The organism is Ruegeria sp. SCSIO 43209 (genome assembly GCF_019904295.1).
In the GTDB taxonomy this organism is placed as follows: Bacteria; Pseudomonadota; Alphaproteobacteria; order Rhodobacterales; family Rhodobacteraceae; genus Ruegeria.
This window is the reverse complement of record NZ_CP065359.1, coordinates 2,169,617-2,189,924: the sequence shown is the minus strand read 5'-3', so window position 1 is coordinate 2,189,924 and position 20,308 is coordinate 2,169,617. Positions and strand designations below refer to the sequence as shown.

General features: G+C 57.7%; 19 protein-coding genes. 13 read left to right on the top strand and 6 right to left on the bottom strand.

Annotation, left to right across the window (positions count from 1 at the left end):
- The first annotated feature begins 6 nt into the window (after positions 1 to 6).
- From proC to I5192_RS10980, 3 genes are read left to right on the top strand one after another with little or no spacing between them, the layout of a single operon-like run.
- Complete coding sequence (gene proC, locus I5192_RS10990) at positions 7 to 822, top strand: pyrroline-5-carboxylate reductase (RefSeq protein ID WP_170512482.1); 816 nt, start codon at positions 7 to 9, stop codon at positions 820 to 822.
- A complete protein-coding gene (locus tag I5192_RS10985) occupies positions 815 to 1,153 on the top strand; it encodes a tRNA-binding protein (protein WP_170392371.1) in 339 nt (112 codons plus the stop codon). Before proC ends, I5192_RS10985 begins: the two co-directional genes overlap by 8 nt.
- Positions 1,153 to 2,103, top strand: a complete 951-nt coding sequence (locus I5192_RS10980; RefSeq protein WP_170512480.1) for a D-glycerate dehydrogenase — start codon at positions 1,153 to 1,155, stop codon at positions 2,101 to 2,103. Before I5192_RS10985 ends, I5192_RS10980 begins: the two co-directional genes overlap by 1 nt.
- Here I5192_RS10980 and I5192_RS10975 read toward each other — a convergent pair.
- Positions 2,100 to 2,678: a thymidine kinase gene (locus I5192_RS10975; RefSeq protein ID WP_170401790.1), complete on the bottom strand. Its 579-nt coding sequence runs from the start codon at positions 2,676 to 2,678 to the stop codon at positions 2,100 to 2,102. The genes I5192_RS10980 and I5192_RS10975 overlap by 4 nt on opposite strands.
- A gap of 355 nt (positions 2,679 to 3,033) precedes the next feature.
- Here I5192_RS10975 and I5192_RS10970 point away from each other — a divergent pair, with 355 nt between their 5' ends.
- Positions 3,034 to 3,495 carry a hypothetical protein gene (locus I5192_RS10970; RefSeq protein ID WP_170564099.1) on the top strand — a complete coding sequence of 154 codons (462 nt, stop codon included), beginning with the start codon at positions 3,034 to 3,036 and terminating at the stop codon, positions 3,493 to 3,495.
- Positions 3,496 to 3,616: 121 nt separating this feature from the next.
- On the opposite strand, the gene I5192_RS10965 is transcribed toward I5192_RS10970, so the two are convergent.
- Positions 3,617 to 4,261 (bottom strand): hypothetical protein, encoded by a 645-nt coding sequence (locus tag I5192_RS10965; protein ID WP_170564096.1) that lies wholly within the window; start codon positions 4,259 to 4,261, stop codon positions 3,617 to 3,619.
- A gap of 157 nt (positions 4,262 to 4,418) precedes the next feature.
- Positions 4,419 to 5,543, bottom strand: a complete 1,125-nt coding sequence (locus I5192_RS10960) for a beta-ketoacyl-ACP synthase III (protein WP_223118293.1) — start codon at positions 5,541 to 5,543, stop codon at positions 4,419 to 4,421.
- A 154-nt stretch (positions 5,544 to 5,697) separates the two neighbouring features.
- Here I5192_RS10960 and I5192_RS10955 point away from each other — a divergent pair, with 154 nt between their 5' ends.
- The 3 genes from I5192_RS10955 to I5192_RS10945 are packed head-to-tail and all read left to right on the top strand — an operon-like array spanning position 5,698 to position 10,251.
- Positions 5,698 to 6,165, top strand: a complete 468-nt coding sequence (locus tag I5192_RS10955) for a MarR family winged helix-turn-helix transcriptional regulator (protein WP_170420601.1) — start codon at positions 5,698 to 5,700, stop codon at positions 6,163 to 6,165.
- Positions 6,162 to 7,199 (top strand): efflux RND transporter periplasmic adaptor subunit, encoded by a 1,038-nt coding sequence (locus tag I5192_RS10950; protein WP_223116841.1) that lies wholly within the window; start codon positions 6,162 to 6,164, stop codon positions 7,197 to 7,199. The genes I5192_RS10955 and I5192_RS10950 overlap by 4 nt, the downstream gene beginning before the upstream one ends.
- 10 nt (positions 7,200 to 7,209) lie before the next feature.
- Entirely contained in the window at positions 7,210 to 10,251 is a 3,042-nt protein-coding gene (locus I5192_RS10945) for an efflux RND transporter permease subunit (RefSeq protein ID WP_223116840.1), read from the top strand.
- On the opposite strand, the gene I5192_RS10940 is transcribed toward I5192_RS10945, so the two are convergent.
- Both I5192_RS10940 and carB read right to left on the bottom strand, forming a co-directional pair.
- Positions 10,252 to 10,662, bottom strand: a complete 411-nt coding sequence (locus I5192_RS10940) for a VOC family protein (RefSeq protein ID WP_170636053.1) — start codon at positions 10,660 to 10,662, stop codon at positions 10,252 to 10,254. It abuts the gene before it with no gap.
- 102 nt (positions 10,663 to 10,764) lie between these two features.
- On the bottom strand, positions 10,765 to 14,109 hold the full coding sequence (gene carB, locus I5192_RS10935; RefSeq protein ID WP_170401770.1) for a carbamoyl-phosphate synthase large subunit: 3,345 nt from the start codon (positions 14,107 to 14,109) through the stop codon (positions 10,765 to 10,767).
- A 177-nt stretch (positions 14,110 to 14,286) separates the two neighbouring features.
- Between carB and I5192_RS10930 the strand changes: the two genes are divergently transcribed.
- From I5192_RS10930 to aspS, 4 genes are all read left to right on the top strand, one after another.
- Positions 14,287 to 15,414, top strand: coding sequence for an aminodeoxychorismate synthase component I (locus I5192_RS10930; RefSeq protein ID WP_170564080.1), 1,128 nt, complete (start codon positions 14,287 to 14,289; stop codon positions 15,412 to 15,414).
- The gene (locus tag I5192_RS10925) at positions 15,369 to 16,016 is read left to right on the top strand and encodes an aminotransferase class IV family protein (protein ID WP_170420611.1); all 648 of its coding nucleotides are present in this window, start codon (positions 15,369 to 15,371) and stop codon (positions 16,014 to 16,016) included. The genes I5192_RS10930 and I5192_RS10925 overlap by 46 nt, the downstream gene beginning before the upstream one ends.
- A complete protein-coding gene (locus I5192_RS10920; RefSeq protein WP_223116839.1) occupies positions 16,013 to 16,684 on the top strand; it encodes a CPBP family intramembrane glutamic endopeptidase in 672 nt (223 codons plus the stop codon). The genes I5192_RS10925 and I5192_RS10920 overlap by 4 nt, the downstream gene beginning before the upstream one ends.
- Positions 16,685 to 16,763: 79 nt before the next feature.
- A complete protein-coding gene (gene aspS, locus I5192_RS10915; protein WP_170392347.1) occupies positions 16,764 to 18,539 on the top strand; it encodes an aspartate--tRNA ligase in 1,776 nt (591 codons plus the stop codon).
- A 232-nt stretch (positions 18,540 to 18,771) separates the two neighbouring features.
- On the opposite strand, the gene I5192_RS10910 is transcribed toward aspS, so the two are convergent.
- Positions 18,772 to 19,488 carry a response regulator gene (locus I5192_RS10910; protein WP_170392345.1) on the bottom strand — a complete coding sequence of 239 codons (717 nt, stop codon included), beginning with the start codon at positions 19,486 to 19,488 and terminating at the stop codon, positions 18,772 to 18,774.
- A 134-nt stretch (positions 19,489 to 19,622) separates the two neighbouring features.
- On the opposite strand from I5192_RS10910, the gene mce reads away from it, so the two are divergent.
- Together mce and I5192_RS10900 are read left to right on the top strand one after the other, a co-directional pair.
- Positions 19,623 to 20,027, top strand: a complete 405-nt coding sequence (gene mce / locus I5192_RS10905) for a methylmalonyl-CoA epimerase (RefSeq protein ID WP_010441821.1) — start codon at positions 19,623 to 19,625, stop codon at positions 20,025 to 20,027.
- A 5-nt stretch (positions 20,028 to 20,032) separates the two neighbouring features.
- The gene (locus tag I5192_RS10900) at positions 20,033 to 20,308 is read left to right on the top strand and encodes a DUF1467 family protein (protein ID WP_170392343.1); all 276 of its coding nucleotides are present in this window, start codon (positions 20,033 to 20,035) and stop codon (positions 20,306 to 20,308) included.

Below are 20,308 nucleotides of genomic sequence, written 5' to 3'. Positions count from 1 at the left end.
GCAATCATGGATATCTCGCGAGTTGCGGAACAGGGGCTTGTGCTTCTGGGATGCGGCAAGATGGGCTCAGCGATGCTTGCAGGCTGGTTGGAACATGGCCTTCCTGCCGCATCGGTCTGGGTGATCGATCCATTTCCCTCGGATTGGCTGAAGGCGCAGGGCGTCAACATCAACACTCCTCTCCCCGAGGCACCCGCAGTTGTACTCGTAGCGGTCAAACCACAGATGATGGGCGAAGCCCTGCCAGCCATTCAAGCTCTGGGCAATGGTGACAGTCTTTTCATATCGGTCGCAGCGGGTACATCGCTGGCCACTTTCGAGAACGTCATTGGGGCAGATACGCCGATCATCCGTGCGATGCCAAATACGCCTGCGGCGGTTCGGCAGGGGATCACGGCGCTGATTGGGAATGCCAACACCTCGGACGCGGATATCCTACTGGCTGAAGACCTGCTTTCGGCCATTGGTGAGACGGTTCGATTGGATGATGAGACGCAGATGGATGCCGTCACCGGGGTCAGCGGTTCGGGCCCGGCCTATGTATTCCACCTAATCGAAACACTGGCGCAAGCTGGCGAAGCGCACGGCTTACCGCCGGAACTGGCGATGAAGCTAGCCAAATCAACCGTCGCTGGGGCAGGGGCGTTGGCGATGGCCGCTGACGAGCATCCGTCTCAATTGCGGGTCAACGTCACCTCTCCCAACGGCACCACTCAGGCCGCACTGGAGGTGTTGATGCATGAAGAAGAGGGTTTCCCAGACCTGCTACATCGTGCCGTCAAAGCTGCAACCGACCGATCTAAGGAGTTGTCTCGTGAGTGAGATTTCATTCGACGAATTTCTCAAAGTCGACATTCGTGTAGGTGAGGTGATACGCGCCGAGCCGTACCCGGAAGCCCGCAAGCCCGCGATCAAGCTGTGGGTCGATTTTGGCGATGAGATCGGTGAGCGCAAAACTTCGGCCCAGATCACCGCGCACTACGATCCGGCGACGCTGGTGGGCAAGCAGGTGATGGCCGTGGTCAACTTTCCCCCGCGCCAAATCGGTAAATTCATGTCCGAGGTTTTGGTGTTGGGTCTTCCCGACGAAAACGGTGAGATCGTGTTGATAGGCCCCGATGGCGCTGTGCCCATCGGTGGAAGGATGCATTGATGAAACTGCTGATTGCCCGACCGATGACTTCGGCTGTGCAAGTGCGCGCCCGTGCCGAATTCGATGTGGAATTCCGCAGTGAAACCACGCCTATGACGCATGAAGAAATGTTGCGGGCGCTGACTGAGTTTGACGTTGTGGTCCCAACGTTGGGCGATCAGTTTTCGGCAGAGATCTTTGCTAAGGTGCCAGAGCCTCGCTGTAAACTGCTGGCAAATTTCGGAGTTGGGTACAATCATATCGACGTGGACGCCGCGCACGCTGCCGGGGTAGCGGTAACCAACACGCCGGGTGCCGTCACCGATGCCACCGCCGATGTTGCCATGACACTTTTGCTCACGACGGCCCGCCGTTCAGGTGAGGGGGAAAGGTTGGTCAGGTCAGGCCAGTGGCAGGGGTGGCATCCTACACAGATGCTAGGCCAACATGTGACCGGCAAAAAGGTGGGCATCATCGGAATGGGCCGCATAGGTCAGGCCATTGCCCGGAGGTGTCATTTCGGATTCGACATGACCGTTGCCTATCAATCACGCAATCCAAAGCAGCTGGACCTCCAAGCAGAGTATATTCCGGATCTCAGTGCATTAGCTGCGGCAGTGGATTTTCTTGTCATAGCCGTCCCCGGAGGAGCTGAAACACGACACTTGGTCAACGCGCAGATTTTGGCTTCGATGAAGCCCTCGGGCATTGTGATAAACATTGCGCGCGGTGAAGTTGTGGACGAAGCCGCCTTAATCCAAGCGCTTAATGCTGGTCGGATTGCTGGCGCTGGACTGGATGTCTACGAGTTCGAGCCCAAGGTGCCGCAGGCCTTGTGTGACATGGGAAATGTGACTCTGCTGCCCCACCTCGGCACCGCGACCGAAGAGGTGCGCACCGATATGGGTCACATGGCGTTGGACAATGTCGCGGCGTTCGTGGCCGGGCGAACGTTACCCAACCCGGTTTAGGAACCCACCGCCTCGCGCCAGTGTTTGCGGCAGAGCGAGACATAAGTCTCGTTCCCTCCAATCTGGACCTGCGCACCTTCAGTGATGGCGTTTCCGTTTTCATCCTGACGAATCACCATCGTCGCCTTGCGCCCGCATTCGCAGATGGTGCGTACTTCGCGCATCTCATCGGCCAGAGCCAACAATGCTGCTGACCCGGGGAATAGTTTACCCTGAAAATCCACCCGCAACCCGTAGGTCAACACTGGGACCTTCAGATCATCTACGGCGCGCGCAAGTTGCCAGACCTGCTCTTCCGAAAGAAACTGGGCTTCATCAATGAATACGCAGGCGATGCCCCCTTGTGTCAGGCGGTTTTCGATCATGGCAAACACATTGTCGTCGGGACGAAACATGTCCGCTCGTTCCGAGATTCCGATTCTTGATGCGATCCGCCCCTCACCGGCGCGTCCGTCAATGGCGGCTGTCATCAGGTAGGTATCCATGCCGCGTTCGCGATAGTTATGCGAGGCCTGCAGCAACACGGTCGATTTGCCCGCGTTCATAGTCGAATAGTTGAAATAGAGCTTTGCCATGCCGTGGGTCTAATTCGCATGTGCTGCCTGGGCAAGCCGTCTCATGGAGGTAAATCGACGCCACCATCGCTACAGCTGAGGTTGAGCAAATGCTCTTGGGGATGGATTACCTCGCCTTCGCGACAGTGGCGTCGTCGGCCTACAAGTGGCCTATACAATGCAAGGCTAAAAACCTGCCCCGCATACACTCTTTACCGGCTCGAACGGCCGCCACTCACTCACAAAATCCCTGCATATCTGAGGGATAGTCAATTATTGCCATTTCAATTATGAATCGAATATGGGAAATTTCCCTACCCTTTCCCCCAGCATGGACAGGCAGAGGGGGCAGGGCGCAGGTAACAAGGGTAGCAAAATGGCAGATATCGGGGCCTATCTGAAAAAGCATACCGAGGCATTGGTTAAGGATGTCGGAATCGAAGCCGCGTGCGAGATTACCGGGAAATCCAAAGCCACGCTGGGCAGGTACTATTCAGACAACGCAGAACATGCTGACCGGTTCATGCCGGTGGATGCTGTTGCCCGGTTGGAAAACGCGGCTGCCTATCCGCACGTGACTGCGGCATTGGCGGATTTGAAGAATATCACGCTTTCTTACGATGGACGAAACTCGGACAGCCCACGTACGGGCGGGGTAAATTCCGATGTCATTGCGCTGAGCCAGCGGTTTGCCATGCTGATGACGGAATATCAGTCGGCGATAGAAGATGGCATCATCACGGTGAACGAGGCGAAGCGACTGTTGAAAGAAACCAGTATGCTGCAGCAGGTGCTGATTGAGATGAAGCTACACCTGGAAGAAGAAAGCGTTAGCTGACTGTCCCGCACAGGGCAAATGGGAGAGCGCTATCTCGGTAAGTCGTCCCCATTCGCGGCCAATAATGGGACCTGGGCCACTCACGCGGCACAGATCCTTTCATTTCTGTCTTGGTTTCGGGTTACTTACTACCCTTTCCCCCACCTTTGTCGGGCTTGTCACCTCCCTTGCCACCGCCTTTTCCGGGCTTGTCACCCCCGTGGTGACCACCTTTGCCACCGCTTTTACCGGGTTTGTCACCTCCGCCGTGACCGCCTTTGCCGCCTCCTTTACCAGGTTTGTCGCCGCCGCCGTGGCCACCTTTGCCTCCACCGTCGCCTGGACTGTTTCCGTCATCACCCGGATCACTACTGCCGCCAGAGTTTCCTCCGCTGTTGCCTGGGCTACCTCCACTGTTGTCCGAACTTCCGCTTCCGTTTGCGTCACCCGAGTTGGAGGATGGATCGCTGCTGCGATCTTCCCCGGCATTCGTGTTAGAGATCGACGCAGTGGGCAGATCGCTCAACAACTGAGTCAGACCGGGGCATTGCGCCGAAGTGTTCTGCAGGATCGAAGCAAAATCAGAACGATTTTGCAGATGTGATACAAACCCTCGCGTTACCTGCGAACAGCTGCAGAGCGTGTCAAAATCGCCTTCATTGGCGGCAACACGCGCGGTGTTGACTGTACAGGTTTGCGGTTCTGCGATTGCCGCGCCGGTCGCCATGACCCCAATGAAAGGTGCGGCGACCAAGGCGGCCAGTCCAACGCGAGTATTATTTCCCATAACAGCGGGCTCCCATAACTACATCACTCGGATGCGCAGGGCATCCGGATCTCGATGTGTCGGTCAGAGATGAAGGAGCGGTTGAGCCCGTCTGAATAATTCTTGAGAAAGCGGTTTGGTCTTGCAGCGATTCCAGCAGCGCAGTTAAGGCGCGCGCTTATTGATGCCGTTTGACGATCACGGAACCCACCGAATACCCGGCTCCGAACGAACAAATCAGGCCCACATCGCCCGCATCCAGATCATCGGAATGCTTTGAGAAGGCGATAATCGACCCGGCGGATGAGGTATTGGCGTAGTCCTGCAGAATGTTGGGTTGCTCACCCGGTTCGGGCTCACGCCCCAGAACCTTCTTACCGATGAAGTCGTTCATCGTCTTGTTGGCCTGATGCAGCCAGAGGCGTTTGAGATCATCACTACTGATGCCCTCTGCCTGCATATGGTCGCTGATATGTTTGCTGACCATGGGCAGGACCTCTTTGAACACCTTGCGACCATTCTGCATGAACTGCATGTCGCGGCGATCCACCAGACCATCGGGGCGCGATCGGCGGAGGAAGCCGTTGTTGTTGCGGATATTGTTGGAAAACACAGTTGCGCACCGGGTCGAGACAATCTCGAAATGTGGGCCTTGAGCGTCTTCGATTCGCTCGATCAGCGTCGCGGTCGCGACATCGCCAAATATGAAATGGCAATCCCGGTCGCGCCACTCGAGATGACCCGAGCAGATCTCGGGGTTGACGACCAGCGCCGCCCGGACCGAGCCCGAGCGCACCATATCCGCCGCCGCCTGAATGCCGAATGTGGCCGAGGAACAGGCCACGTTCATGTCAAACCCGAATCCGCTGATCCCCAGTGCCTGCTGAATCTCGATCGCAATTGCAGGATAAGCACGTTCATGGTTCGAAGCGGCGCAGATCACCAAATCGACATCCTCGGCGCTGCGCCCCGCTTGTGCTAGCGCCTTAAGGCACGCATCCACCGCCATCTCGGTCATGATCCCAGGCTCGTCGTCGCTACGCTGGCGCAGCGCGGGATGCATGATCTCGGGGTTCAAAACACCGGTCTTGTCCATCACATACCGGTTTTCGATCCCTGAGGCCTTCAGGATGAACTCTTCCGAGGAATGCTGCATCGGTTCCATGTCGCCCGCTGCAATCGCATCCGCGTTTTCGACGTTCATCCGGTCGGCATAGGCATTGAACGCTTCCACCAATTCGGCGTTGGTGATGATGTTTTCTGGTGTATAGACACCAGTCCCGGTGATGGCAGGAGTGTACATGGCTGGCCCTGAGTTCATGATCTGCACAAAATGCAGTCCCTATTAGTATTGATCAAGATGTGTTGACCCAAGGGAATGTATCGCCTCTCGCTTCATAACTTGAATAGTTCAAAATTCGAAGTATATTTCGCCGCGACTCGCACGGAAAAGATTCATGTCAGACGATATCAGCATGCGGTTAGGACGCCTCAGCCCTGAGATTCAGGCGATGATGGGGGTCTACGCGCTTTATTGGAAACTGGAAGAGAGCTTTGACAGCATCGAAACAGACCTGAGCCATCAGGAATGCCACATGCTAATCAAGCTCGATGTGCCCAAACGTATGGGAGTGCTGGCCGCAGATATGTTGACAGTGCCGTCAACGATTACGGCGACCGCCGATGCACTTGAACTGGCGGGGCACCTGACCCGACAGCGTGATCCCGAAGACCGTCGCGCCTGGCTTTTGGTGCTGACCGAACAGGGCGAAGAGGCCCGCAATATGCTGGTGGCCGTGGCGGGTGAGCTTTTCCACAGCGCATCGGGTCTGAACACCGAAGAAACCGCCGAGTTCGCACGGCTGGCTCACAAAATCCGTGACAACATTCTGAAAACCGGAATTCCCGAGGGATTGACGAAATGAAACTCCTGACCTCTGTTTGCCTCGCACTGTCCTTGTTGACTGCGCCTGCCATGGCGCAAGAGCCCGCTAAGCCTGTGAAACTGATGCAGGTCAGCGAAACTTCACCCGGCTTTTCGCGCCAGTTCTTTGGGCGGATCGCCGCGCGCCAGACCGTTGATCTGGCGTTTCAGGTCGCGGGGCAGATCGTCGAGATGCCTGTGACCGAAGGTTTTGTGATCCCCAAGGGTGAACTGATTGCCCGTCTCGATCAGGAACCGTTCGAACTGCAGCGCGACCGGACGCGCTTGCAAAAAGATCAGGCGGATCGAACACTCGCCCGCCTGTCGCGTCTGCGTGGAACCGCAGCCAGCCAGGTTGCCGTCGATGATGCCGAAACAGCTGCGCAATTGGCTGCGATTGCTGTTCGAGATGCAGAATATGAACTGGAGCATGCGACGCTGACCGCTCCGTTCGACGCGCTGGTTTCAAGCCGTGCAGTTGAGGCGTTTACAACTGTTTCTGCGGGTACTCCGATCGTGCGGATTCACGATATGTCTGAACTGCGTATCGAGGTGGATGTGCCCGAAATCCTATTTCAGCGGTCCGGACAGCAGGACGACATCACGATTACTGCCAAGTTCCCTGTCAGCGATGAGATCTTTCCGCTGGAAATAAGGGAATTCGATGCTGAATCCTCAAGCGTGGGCCAGACCTTTCGCATCCAGTTCGGTTTGACACCGCCGGAGGGATTGCAGATTCTTCCCGGTTCCTCCGTAACCGTCACGGTGCAGGTGCAGGATGAACGCACCGGTATCATCATCCCGCCAACGGCTGTAGTTGCTGATGCCAGCGGCGCGCTGGGCGTTCTGGTCTTCTCGCCGGCTGGCGCCGACGAAGGCACCGTCCGCCGGGTTCCCGTGACTGTAGAACCTACGCAGAGCGGCGATGTCCGCGTGCTGACCGGCCTGACCGATGGCGAAGAAATCGTCGTCGCGGGTGGGGGTGCATTGACCAATGGTCAAACTGTCCGCCGCTTTGTCGGCTTCTCGAACTGAGGGCGGTTTCATGAGCATCGCACGCGCTTCGATCGACCGGCCTCTCTATACGTGGCTGTTCATCCTGATTGCCCTGTTCGGCGGCATTTGGGGTTTCACGTCGCTAGGTCGCCTTGAAGACCCGGCCTTCACCATCAAACAGGCGGTGATCGCCACGCAATATCCCGGTGCGACTGCCGAACAGGTGGCGCTGGAGGTTTCAGAACCGCTGGAATCTGCCATTCAGCAGATGGGCGAGGTGGATGTCATCACCTCGGTCAACCAGCCGGGACAGTCGCTGATCGAGGTTGAGATTAAATCCACCTATGACGGCAGTGAGTTGCCCGACATCTGGACCCGTCTGCGCGCCAAGGTGCGCGATGCAGCACGCGGTCTGCCTTCGGGCGTGGGTGCGCCTTATGTGAATGACGGGTTCGGGGATGTGTTCGGCCTGTTCTATGCCGTTACGGCAGAAGGGTTTTCTGACGCCGAGAAGCACGAACTGGCGACCTTCCTTCGCCGCGAATTGCTGACGGTAAGCGGTGTTGCAGATGTCGAGGTTCAGGGTTTGCCGGATGAGGCGATCTTTATTGAGCCGGACCTGTCGATCTCGGTCAATCAGAACGTTCCGCTGCAGGCGATCAACGAAGCTATCGCAAACGCGGACTCTGTCAACGCCTCGGGTTCGCTGCGATCCAATAGTGACCGCACCACGATCTTGACGGCCGAGGGCTCGGACAGCGTGTCGGCGATCGCCGGCCTGTCGGTTGGATCGCAGGGGCAGGTGATCAATCTGTTTGATATGTCAGATGTCTATCGCGGGCGGCAGAATGATCCCGATATCATGATCCGATTCAACGGCGCTGAAGCTTTCACGCTGGGTATCGCTGGGCTGGCCACTGAAAACATCGTCGAAGTCGGGCAGCGTGCAGATGCCAAACTGGCCGAACTGGATTCCGAAATCCCCTTTGGTGTCGAAATCCTGCCCATCTATCAGCAGCATGTTGTTGTCGATGAGGCCTCGAACGCCTTCCTGCTGAACCTCGCCATGTCAGTCAACATCGTGGTTGCGGTTCTGGGCATTTTCATGGGCTGGCGCGCCGCAATTGTCGTTGGGTCCACCTTGTTGCTGACCGTTGTGGGTACTTTGCTCTTCATGTCGATGTTCTCGATCGAGATGGAACGGATCTCGCTGGGCGCTCTGATCATCGCCATGGGGATGCTGGTCGACAACGCCATCGTGGTGGCCGAAGGAATGCAGATTTCGATGTTGCGGGGAAAATCCTCGCGCGATGCTGCGGAAGAGGTTGCGTCAAAAACGCAGATCCCACTTCTGGGCGCGACGGTGATCGGGATCATGGCTTTCGCCGGGATCGGGCTCAGTCCTGACGCGACCGGGGAATTCCTGTTCTCGTTATTTGCCGTGATCGGCATTTCACTACTGCTGAGCTGGGTTCTGGCCATCACGGTGACACCTTTGCTTGGGCACTATTTCTTCAAGCAGGGCAAAGTGGGTGAGGTGGATGCCTATGGCGGCATCCTGTTCCGCGTCTACGGTGCAATCTTGAACTGGGCGCTTCGGTTCCGATGGCTGGTAGTGGCCGGGTTGATCGGGGTCACAGTCGTCTGTTTTGCGGGCTTTGGACTGATGAAACAGCAATTCTTCCCAAACTCGAACACGCCGTTGTTCTTCGTGCACTACAAGCTGCCACAAGGCACGCCGATCGCCCGCACGGCGGAAGATATGGCCGTATTCGAGGACTGGCTGGCCGAACGTGATGACGTCGTCTCGGTTGCCACATTCGTCGGGCAGGGTGCCACGCGGTTCATGTTGACCTACGCTGCCGAGAAGCCAAACCCAAGCTATGGACATATGATCATCCGCACCGAGTCTTTGGACGACATTCCTGCCTTGCAAGCCGATCTTGAGGAGTTCGGTTCAGCCCAGTTCCCCGAAGGCGAGTTCCGCACCAAACGCCTGATTTTTGGTCCCGGTGGCGGCGATCCAATCCAGGCTCGGTTCTCGGGTAGTGATCCGGTTGTTCTGCGTCAACTGGCCGAAGAAGCGGTACAGCGCATGTCAGCCGCATCTCCGAATGCGCTACATGTGCATCACGACTGGCGTGAGCAGGAATTGGCCGTGCAGCCGATCTATGCCACGGAGCGCGCCCAAACAGCAGGCGTATCGCGCGAAGACATTGCGGCTACGTTGCAGTTTTCGACCGATGGCATCACGGGCGGCGTTTTGCGCGAGCGCGACCGCCAGATCCCGATCATCTTGCGCCGTCCGGCGGATGGGGACTATTCGATCGTCGATCAGGTGGTTTACTCCGATCAGTCGGAACGTTTCGTTCCAATCGAGCAGATGGTGGATGGGTTCGAATACAAGGCGCTCAATACGCTGGTTCATCGCCGCGACCGGGTTTTGACCATCACCGTTGGCGCGGACATCCCCCCTGACATGACCGCCGCGCAGGTCCACTCCGAAGTACGCAGTGCCATTGAAGCGATGGAACTGCCGATCGGCTATCGTATGGAATGGGGGGGCGAGTTCGAGGATTCAGGCGACGCGCAGGCCAGCCTTGGGCGGCAGTTGCCGCTGAGCTTGCTGATTATGGTGTTGATTTCCGTATTGCTGTTCAATGCTATCCGGCAACCGGTCATCATCTGGCTATTGGTCCCGATGTCCGTAAATGGCGTGGTTATCGGTCTGCTTGGAACAGGCCTGCCCTTCACCTTCACAGCGCTGTTGGGGCTGTTAAGTCTGTCAGGGATGCTGATCAAGAACGGCATTGTACTGGTCGAAGAAATCGATCTGGTCCGCGCCACTGGCAAAGCCCTGCGTCCTGCGATTGTTGAAGCCTCTGTCTCGCGTCTGCGCCCGGTAATGTTGGCGGCGATCACGACGATTCTGGGTATGGCACCGCTTCTGACGGATGCGTTCTTTGTGTCCATGGCAGTCACAATCATGGGCGGTCTGGCCTTTGCCACGATCCTGACCATGGTTGCCGCACCTGTCTTCTACATGTTGTTTTTCAACCGTGAAGAAAAGCGACGTCTGGCTGCTGGTTGATCAACCGCCCGCATCCTCCTTTGGATCATAATGGTAGTAAAAACAGGATAGCTTGTTGCCATCGGGGTCGCGCAGATAGGCCACATAGAATCCGGGCTCGTAATGGGGGCGGACACCAGGTTTGCCTTCATCTGCACCGCCGTTTTTCAAACCCGTGGCATGGAAACGCCGGACCTGATCGGCACTTCTGGCGGGAAAGGCGATCATCGTGCCATTGCCGGTACTGGCGGGGGCTCCGTCAAAAGGTTTGCAGATCCAAAACCCGGTGCCGCTGTCGGGGTCGGAACCCCATCCGGCCCAGCCATCAATCCAACCGGGCAGGCGCGGCTGGCCAAGAACCGCGAAGATCGCATCATAAAAGCGGATGGCCCGAGGCAGGTCGTTGCTTCCGTATGTGGTGTAGAGGTCCATGAGCACTCCTTCCCCGCCCATCATGTGGGCGATGGGCAAGGAGGGGAAGAAAAAAGACCCCGGCCGAGGCCGGGGTCCATTCATTCATACCGTTGCCGGGGCTTAGCCCTGCAGCGATTTTACCTCAACATCGCCTTCGGCCTGCGCCTTGATCGCCAGCGCGGCGGCATAGCTTGCTGCGGCTGTGGTATAATAGGGGATCTTGTCATACAGCGCGATCGACCGGATTGATCGGCTGTCTTCCACCGCCTGTGCGCCTTCGGTCGAGTTCATGACCAGCTGCACGCCGCCGTCCTTCATCAGGTCGGTCACATCCGGGCGGCCTTCGTACACTTTGTTGACCACGCCGCACGGCACACTTTCTTCAGTCAGCCAGGCTTGTGTGCCGCGGGTCGCAACAAGCTCAAAGCCTTGCTCAACCAGAACACGCGCTGCTTCGAGCATATCCGGCCCTTTGTCAGCATCCTTGATCGAGATAAACGCACGACCTGCGCTGGGCAGCACCATACCGGCCCCCATTTGTGCTTTCAGGAAAGCGCGCGGGAAGTCGCGATCCCAGCCCATGACCTCTCCGGTCGAACGCATTTCAGGGCCCAGGATGGTGTCAACGCCGGGGAAGCGGGCGAAAGGCAAAACGGCTTCTTTTACCGAGAACCACGGCATGTCGGGGTCGGCCAGCGTCATCTGGTCAGCGATTTTGGTGTCATCGACAGTTTTGTACGGAGGGCGTTTCGGGAAATTCGCCAGTTTCTCACCGGCCATCACACGCGCAGCGATAGAGGCAATCGCGCTGTCAGTGGCTTTGGCCACAAAAGGCACGGTGCGGCTGGCACGAGGGTTGACCTCAATCAGGTAAATCTCGTCATCCTTGATGGCGAACTGCACGTTCATCAGGCCGACGACATTCAGCGCCTTGGCCAGCTTGAACGCCTGATCCTTAATCTGTTCGATGATCTCTTTCGACAGCGAATAAGGCGGCAGCGAACAGGCCGAGTCGCCCGAGTGAACGCCCGCTTCTTCGATGTGCTGCATGATGCCTGCAACATGCACGTCGTTACCGTCGCACAGCGCGTCCACGTCCAGTTCGACCGCACCGGCCAGATAGCTGTCCAGAAGAACCGGGCTGTCGCCCGAGACCACTACGGCCTCATTGATGTAGCGGCGTAGCTGATCCATATCGCGCACGATTTCCATCGCGCGGCCGCCCAGAACATAGGAGGGGCGGATGACCAGCGGGAAGCCGATATCTTCGGCAATCTCCAGCGCCTTTTCGTCGGTCGAGGCGATGCCGTTCTTGGGCTGCTTCAGGCCCAGTTCATTGACCAGCGCCTGGAAACGCTCACGATCTTCGGCGAGGTCGATCGCGTCGGGCGTGGTACCGAGGATCGGGATACCTTCAGCCTCCAACGCATTGGCCAGTTTCAGCGGGGTCTGCCCGCCAAACTGAACGATCACTCCATGCAGCGTACCGGCTTCCTGTTCCTTCGTCAGGATTTCCATGACGTGTTCGAAGGTCAGCGGCTCGAAATACAAACGGTCCGAGGTGTCATAGTCCGTTGAGACCGTCTCGGGGTTGCAGTTGACCATGATGGTCTCATATCCGGCTTCGGTCAGCGCGAAACAGGCGTGGCAGCAGCAGTAATCGAACTCGATGCCCTGGCCGATCCGGTTCGGACCACCACCAAGGATGACGACCTTTTTGCGGTCGCTTGGACGTGCCTCGCATTCGACCTCACCCATCATCGGGGCTTCGTAGGTCGAATACATATAGGGGGTCTGCGCCTCGAACTCAGCCGCACAGGTGTCGATGCGTTTGAAGACGGCGTTCACACCCAGATTGCGGCGGGCGCGGCGGACGTTGTCTTCGTCACGGCCGGTCAGATTGCCCAGACGCGCGTCGGTGAATCCAAGCATTTTCAGTTTGCGGATACCGTCCTCGGTAACCGGCAGACCATCTTTGCGCACCTGACGCTCGGCCTCGATGATCTCGCGAATGCGGGCCAGGAACCACGGGTCGAACTTGGTGACGCCGAAAATCTCATCGTCGGTCAGGCCGTGACGCATGGCCTGCGCGATTGTGCGCAGACGATCGGGGGTCTGCTGGCTGATCGCCTTGATCACGGCGGCCTTGTCGTCGGCTTCTTCCCAGACTCCGACGTTCAGACCGGGGATTTCGATCTCATCAAAGCCTGTCAGACCCGACTCCATCGAGGCCAGAGCCTTTTGCATCGATTCGTGAATGGTGCGGCCGATGGACATGGCCTCACCCACCGACTTCATCGCGGTGGTCAGGTAGGGTTCGGAACCGGGGAATTTCTCAAAGGCAAATTTCGGGATCTTGGTGACAACATAGTCGATGGTCGGCTCGAACGAGGCCGGGGTGACCTTGGTGATGTCATTGTCTAGCTCGTCCAGCGTGTACCCAACGGCCAGTTTTGCGGCGATCTTGGCAATCGGGAAACCGGTCGCCTTCGAGGCCAGCGCAGAAGAGCGGGACACACGCGGGTTCATCTCGATCACGACCATGCGGCCATCAACCGGGTTGATCGCCCATTGCACGTTCGAGCCGCCGGTTTCGACGCCGATTTCGCGCAGCACGGCAATCGAGTGATTGCGCATGATCTGGTATTCTTTGTCGGTCAGCGTCAGGGCAGGGGCCACGGTGATCGAGTCACCTGTGTGCACGCCCATCGGATCAACGTTCTCGATTGAGCAGACAATGATGGCGTTGTCAGCGGTGTCGCGCACCACCTCCATCTCGTATTCTTTCCACCCCAGAAGACTTTCATCGATCAGGATCTGACCGACGGGGGACGCATCCATACCCGAGCGGCAAATATGGATATAATCCTCGCGGTTATATGCGACACCGCCGCCGGTGCCGCCCAGCGTAAAGGCGGGGCGGATGATGGCGGGCAGACCAACTGTTTCGAGGGTTTCAAGCGCCAGTGCCACACCGGCGTCGAGATCTTTCTTGCCGTTCTCATCCTTTGGGGCCGTCACGATCTCGGCCTTGGGGTTTTCGATGCCCAACCTATCCATCGCCTCGCGGAACAGGGCGCGGTCTTCGGCCATTTCGATCGCGTCTCGCTTGGCGCCGATCATCTCGACGTTGAACTTATCCAGCACGCCCATCTCTTCCAGCGCCAGCGAGGTGTTCAGGCCGGTCTGTCCGCCCATAGTGGGCAGTAGGGCATCGGGGCGTTCTTTTTCGATGATCTTGGCGACAACTTCGGGCGTGATCGGCTCGATATAGGTCGCATCGGCTAGCCCCGGGTCGGTCATGATCGTTGCAGGGTTCGAGTTCACCAGAATGACCCGATAGCCTTCCTCGCGTAGCGCCTTACATGCCTGAGCGCCGGAATAGTCGAACTCGCAGGCCTGACCGATAACAATGGGGCCTGCCCCGATGATCATGATCGACTGGATGTCGGTTCTTCTCGGCATGGCTTGGCCCCTTCAATTGTCCGCGAGTCAGGGCACCGCCCCAGCGCCCAAATTGTCCTGCGTTATAGGGACCGCGCGAAAAGGTGCAAGAGGTATCGGAAACGGGTTTGAAATTGCCGCTTTCCCCTCTTTCCCTTGGCGCGCTATTCTCTATACCGCGCAGCACGGCAAATGAGGATGCAATTGCGTATTCGTTTCGATCAAGGACCAGCTGGGCGCGGAACCCGGTTTGAGCGTCCGTCCCGGATTATTCGCGCGGATAACGCGGCGGAGGTGCCCCAGGCTCTGGCGGCGCTGGATCAGGCGCGCGCGGATGGGGTCTGGCTGGCAGGGTACGCAAGTTATGAGCTGGGCTACGTGCTAGAACCACGTCTGGCAGACCGGCTGCCAGAAGGACGACGCCTGCCACTACTGTGTTTCGGTGTGTTTGACGCACCGGATCGCGTTGGACTGCCAAAGGCGTCGGGCAGTGTCACTGCGTTTCAGCCCCGCTGGGACGAGGCGCGATATACGCAGGCCTTTCGTACAGTGCATGAGGCGATTGGTGCGGGGGACATTTATCAGGCAAATCTGACCTTCCCAATTGATCTCGATGTAACCGGAGACAGCGTCGCGCTTTATGCGGCGCTTGCGGCTGGTCAACCCGTCGGCCACGGCGCCTTGGTTGAGCAGGAGGGGCTGCCTGATCTGCTGAGCCGCTCGCCCGAACTGTTTTTCCGAACCGACGCCGAGGGCCGGATCGAAACGCGCCCGATGAAGGGAACTCAACCGCGCAGCGAGGACCCAGTCGAAGACGAGCGTCGACGCGCTTTCCTGTCTTCGGATGAAAAGAACCGGGCCGAAAATCTGATGATCGTCGATCTGCTGCGCAACGATATTAGCCGGGTCGCGCTGGCCGGATCGGTGAAAGTCCCCGAGCTGTTCAAGGTTGAGACCTATGCGACTGTCCATCAGATGGTCTCGCTTGTGCAGGCGCAGTTACACCTTGGCGTAGGCCTTTCTGATATTCTGACCGCCTTGTTCCCGTGCGGATCAATCACCGGAGCGCCAAAGATTCGCGCGATGGAGATCCTGTCCGAACTGGAACCTTGGCCTCGCGATGTTTACTGCGGAACCATCGGTTGGGCGGCCCCGGACGGTCGGTCGGAATTCAACGTGGCCATCCGGACCCTCATGGTTGAAGGCGGCAAGGCGACCCTTAACGTAGGCGGCGGGCTGGTCTGGGACAGCACCGCGCCATCGGAATATGAGGAGGCGCTATGGAAAGCCCGCTTCGCCCACCAACTGAGCCTGATTTCCGTCTGATCGAAACTTTGGCCTACAGGCCGGGGCAGGGGTTCGTCAGGCTTGATCGTCATTTGGCCCGCATGGCGCACACAGCACAGAAGTTCGGCATTGATTTTGACCGAACCGCCGCTTGGACGATTTTGGATGCGAGTTTGGGTGAGATTGCATTGCGCTGCCGTTTGACCTTGGACGCGGATGGCAAATTTGAACTGACGTCCGGAGAATTGACTGCCAATCCGCCCGTCTGGCGTGTGGATTTGGCCAAACAGAGACTATCATCATCGGATATCTGGCTGGGTTACAAAACGACCCGACGGGCCGTCTATGACATGGCGCGGGCGGGCTTGCCGTTAAGTGTTGATGAGCTTTTGTTTTTGAACGAACGGGATGAGCTTTGCGAGGGAACTATCACGAACCTGTTCCTGACCATGCCCGACGGCAGACGACTGACGCCCTCACTGCAATGCGGATTGCTTCCCGGGGTTTTGCGCGAGGAATTGTTGGATAATAAAGAAGTTACCGAATCCGTTCTGACCTTGACCGATCTAAAAAACGCGCAATCTATCCACTGTGGAAATTCCCTTCGCGGGCTGATCCGTGCGGAGCTTGTGGCACCTTGAGCAAAAATACCGAATGGGTGGAGACCCCTGTTACCAACTCACGCCTCAGGATTGAGTTTGTGCTCTTCTTTGTGGCGGTTCCCATAGCCATCGCGACAATGTTCCCGCCAAACTGGATGTTCCCCTCGCTTTTTGCGTTTACCGGACTGGGCATACTGCTGCTGCAGGATACGCCCGGTTTTTCCTGGGCGGAGCTTCGGTATGGCTGGCGAAACTGGTCGTGGACCGAAGTCTTTGCATTTACCCTGTTCATGGCTGCCTTCTGTTCCGCCCTGGTGCTGTGGGCGCGACCGGATGCAGCCTTTGTTTTGCTGCTGCATCGGCCAGAGATGTTGATATTCATCTGTATCGGCTACCCGTTGTTGTCCGCTCTGCCACAAGAGCTGCTTTTCCGCTCTCTCTTTTTCCGACGCTATCACGCGATCCTACCTGAAGGGCGGGCCGCATACCTTTTGAACGCTGGCCTGTTTTCGCTTGCGCACCTCATGTACTGGAGCTGGGTAGTAGCCATCATGACTTTCGTCGGAGGCCTCCTGTTCACCTGGGCCTACCGCAAGCGCGGATCATTCTTTTATGCAGTTCTTCTGCACGCAATTGCCGGTAATATTATCTTTGCGGCAGGGCTGGGCGTCTATTTCTACTCGGGCAACGTGCAAAGGCCGTTTTGACGGCGCGACCCGCCTTGACTTTCCAAGCCTGACGGGGTGTATCGGCGCGACGAATTCTGCGCCCGAAGGGATATGATCCATGCACGCCTATCGCAGCCACACCTGCGCCGCTCTGACCGCCGCCAATGTCGGTGAAACCGTCCGCCTGTCCGGTTGGGTGCATCGTGTCCGAGATCACGGCGGCGTACTGTTCATCGACCTGCGCGACCATTTCGGTGTGACCCAGGTTTTGTGCGACGGCGATAGTGCGGCATTTGCTGAACTGGAAAAGGTACGGTCCGAGTGGTGCATCCGCATCGACGGCACTGTCAAAGCCCGCGACGCTGATCTCATTAACCCGAAATTGCCGACAGGCGAGATCGAGGTTTATGTGCGTGAGCTGGAGGTTCTTGGTGCTGCCGACGAATTGCCGTTGATGGTGTTCGGCGATCAGGAATACCCCGAGGAAACACGTCTGCGCTATCGCTACCTCGACCTAAGACGCGAGGCGATGCAGCAAAACATGACCCTTCGCTCGGACGTTGTCGCATCTATGCGCCGCCGGATGTGGGATCAGGGATTCCGTGAATATCAGACACCGATCATTACCGCATCGTCGCCCGAAGGCGCACGCGACTTTCTGGTCCCCTCGCGACTACATCCGGGCAAGTTCTACGCCCTACCGCAGGCCCCGCAGCAATTCAAACAGCTGATCATGGTGTCGGGCTTCGACAAATATTTCCAGATTGCACCCTGCTTCCGCGATGAAGACCCGCGTGCAGACCGATCGCCCACCGATTTCTATCAACTCGATCTAGAGATGTCGTTTGTCGAGCAGCAGGATGTGTTCGACACCATCCAGCCCGTGCTGACTGGTGTGTTCGAAGAGTTCGGGGGCGGGCGCAAGGTCGATCAGGAGTGGCCGCAGATTTCCTACAAGGACTCAGCCCTATGGTACGGCACCGACAAGCCTGACCTGCGGAACCCCATTAAGATGCAAGTGGTCTCTGACCACTTCCGCGGTTCTGGCTTCGCGATTTTCGCGAAGCTGTTGGAGCAGGAAGGCACCGAAATCCGCGCTATCCCAGCGCCGAGCGGTGGCAGCCGCAAATTCTGTGACCGTATGAACGCATTTGCCCAGAAAGAAGGTCTGCCCGGTATGGGTTACATTTTCTGGCGTGATCAGGGCGAGGGTATGGAGGCCGCAGGTCCACTGGCCAAGAACATCGGCCCCGAACGAACCGAGGCGATCCGTCAGCAATTGGGTCTGGGCGTCGGTGATGCCGCGTTCTTCCTGGGTGGTAAGCCAAAAGCCTTTGAAAAGGTGGCCGGAAAGGCCCGTGACGTGATCGGAGATGAACTGAATCTCACCGAGAAAGACCGCTTTGCCTTTGCCTGGATCGTCGATTTCCCGATCTACGAGCAGGACGAAGAAACCGGTGCGATTGATTTCGAACACAACCCCTTCTCGATGCCGCAGGGCGGGATGGAAGCTTTGCAGGGCAACCCTCTGGACGTACGCGGGTACCAATATGATCTGGCCTGTAACGGCTACGAATTGGTTTCGGGTGCCATCCGGAACCACAAACCCGAGATCATGCTGAAAGCCTTTGAACTGGCGGGCTATGGTGAGGACGAAGTGAAGTCCCGCTTTGGCGCACTGTTCAATGCCTTCCACTACGGCGCCCCGCCGCACGGCGGCTGTGCCGCAGGGATCGACCGGATCGTGATGCTGCTGGCGGATGAGGCCAACATCCGCGAGGTCATGATGTTCCCGATGAACCAGCGCGCCGAAGACCTGATGATGGATGCGCCATCCGATCCGACCTCGGATCAGTTGATGGAACTGGGTCTCAGGATCATCCCGCAAGACTAAATCTAGCCGCCCGCCCTGAGCGGGCGGTTTACGTTTGGGGCAGTGCAATACAGTCGGTGTATTCGCCGCGCCACGCAAATCTGAGTTGCGTGGTGGTCTCAAAACAAGCTCAACTCAATCCAGTGGATTTGCGGCATCCCGACGATTGCGGATGCTCTTGGCCGTCTGTCGTGTCAGGCGGTAGACCCAGATGCAAAGGATCGATGCGGTAATAAAGTAAGCGGTCAGCATCTCAGATCGCCTCTTGCCGTTCGAGCCGATCCTGAACCAGACCCGCAATCCGTGCAGCCTGGGCGGTGACCGGTGTCCCCCGCGCACGAGATTGGGCAAGGTCCCGGGCTGCTTCGGCAAGCACAGTATCTTCGGCGTCTCGCGCAACGCTTTGCAGGAATTGTACCGCATAATCCAATGTGCGCTGATCAGTGGGGCCGGTAAGCACGTCGGCGATATGGGCCATGTCGTCCCGATAGGCCAGCGGATCGGGCTGAACGATGTTATCCCTGACGGAATCCAGACCTCCTGGGCGGCGATCTTCGGGCAGAAGTTCAAGTATCGAGGTCTGGAAATAAGCGACCGAGGTCAGGGGTTTGGCCAGAAACCCATCTGCACCTGCGCGTCTGGCGATAACCTGCATGCTGTCATCGCCAGACAGCCCGAGAATGACACCGATGCGGGGTACAGCGTGGGTCATTTCGGCTATCAGGTCAGCGCCGGACCCGTCTGGAAGACCCATATCGACGATCAGGACCGAGGGACGATAGATTTGCAGATGGCGCCGCGCTGATTTCAGACAATCCGCACGACGGATACGCGCACCGCTATGCAAGCACATCAATCGTATTGCATCGCATGCATAGCGGCTGTCTTCGACCACAAGGATTGTTTGGCCCAGCAGCGGTCGCATCTTGGTGGCCAGCGCTGGAGAGGCGAAAGGTCCCGAATCGTCCATGGCAGAACTCCTGTTTAGCAGATGCCTCACGCTAGGAACTTCTGGCTAATACAGGGTTAACGACGATTTGGCGCACTTGTCCTTTGGGTATACTGCCCCCATAACCGCTGCAACGCAGAAGGAAGGAGAGTCCCATGATTGGTCGCCTTAACCACGTAGCCATTGCTGTTCCCGACCTGGAGGCCGCATCGGCCCAGTATCGCAATGCGCTTGGCGCCAAAGTCGGCGCTCCACAGGATGAGCCGGATCATGGGGTCACCGTGGTCTTTATTGAACTACCCAACACCAAGATCGAATTGCTGTATCCGCTGGGTGAGAACAGCCCGATCAACGGGTTTCTGGAAAAGAACCCATCCGGCGGCATCCACCATGTCTGCTATGAGGTCGAGGATATCATCGCGGCCCGCGATCATCTGAAAGAGACCGGTGCGCGCGTTCTGGGATCGGGTGAACCCAAGATCGGAGCGCATGGCAAACCGGTGTTGTTCCTGCACCCGAAGGATTTCAACGGATGCCTCGTTGAGCTGGAGCAGGTCTGAAGTCGATGACCATTACCGCCGCTCTGGTTCTTTTCGCTGTAATTTGGTTTCTGACCTTGCTGATTGTTCTGCCTGTGCGCATCAAAACGCAGGGGGATCTGGGGGATATTGTTCCGGGCACTCATGCGGGTGCGCCGGAAGTCCATCACATGAAGAAGAAGCTGTGGATTACCACCGGGATATCGGTGGTGCTGTGGGCGATCATTGCAGGCATCATTATCTCCGGCGTAATCAGCGTGCGCGATTTCGATTGGCTGAACCAACTGGAACCGCGCGAGTAG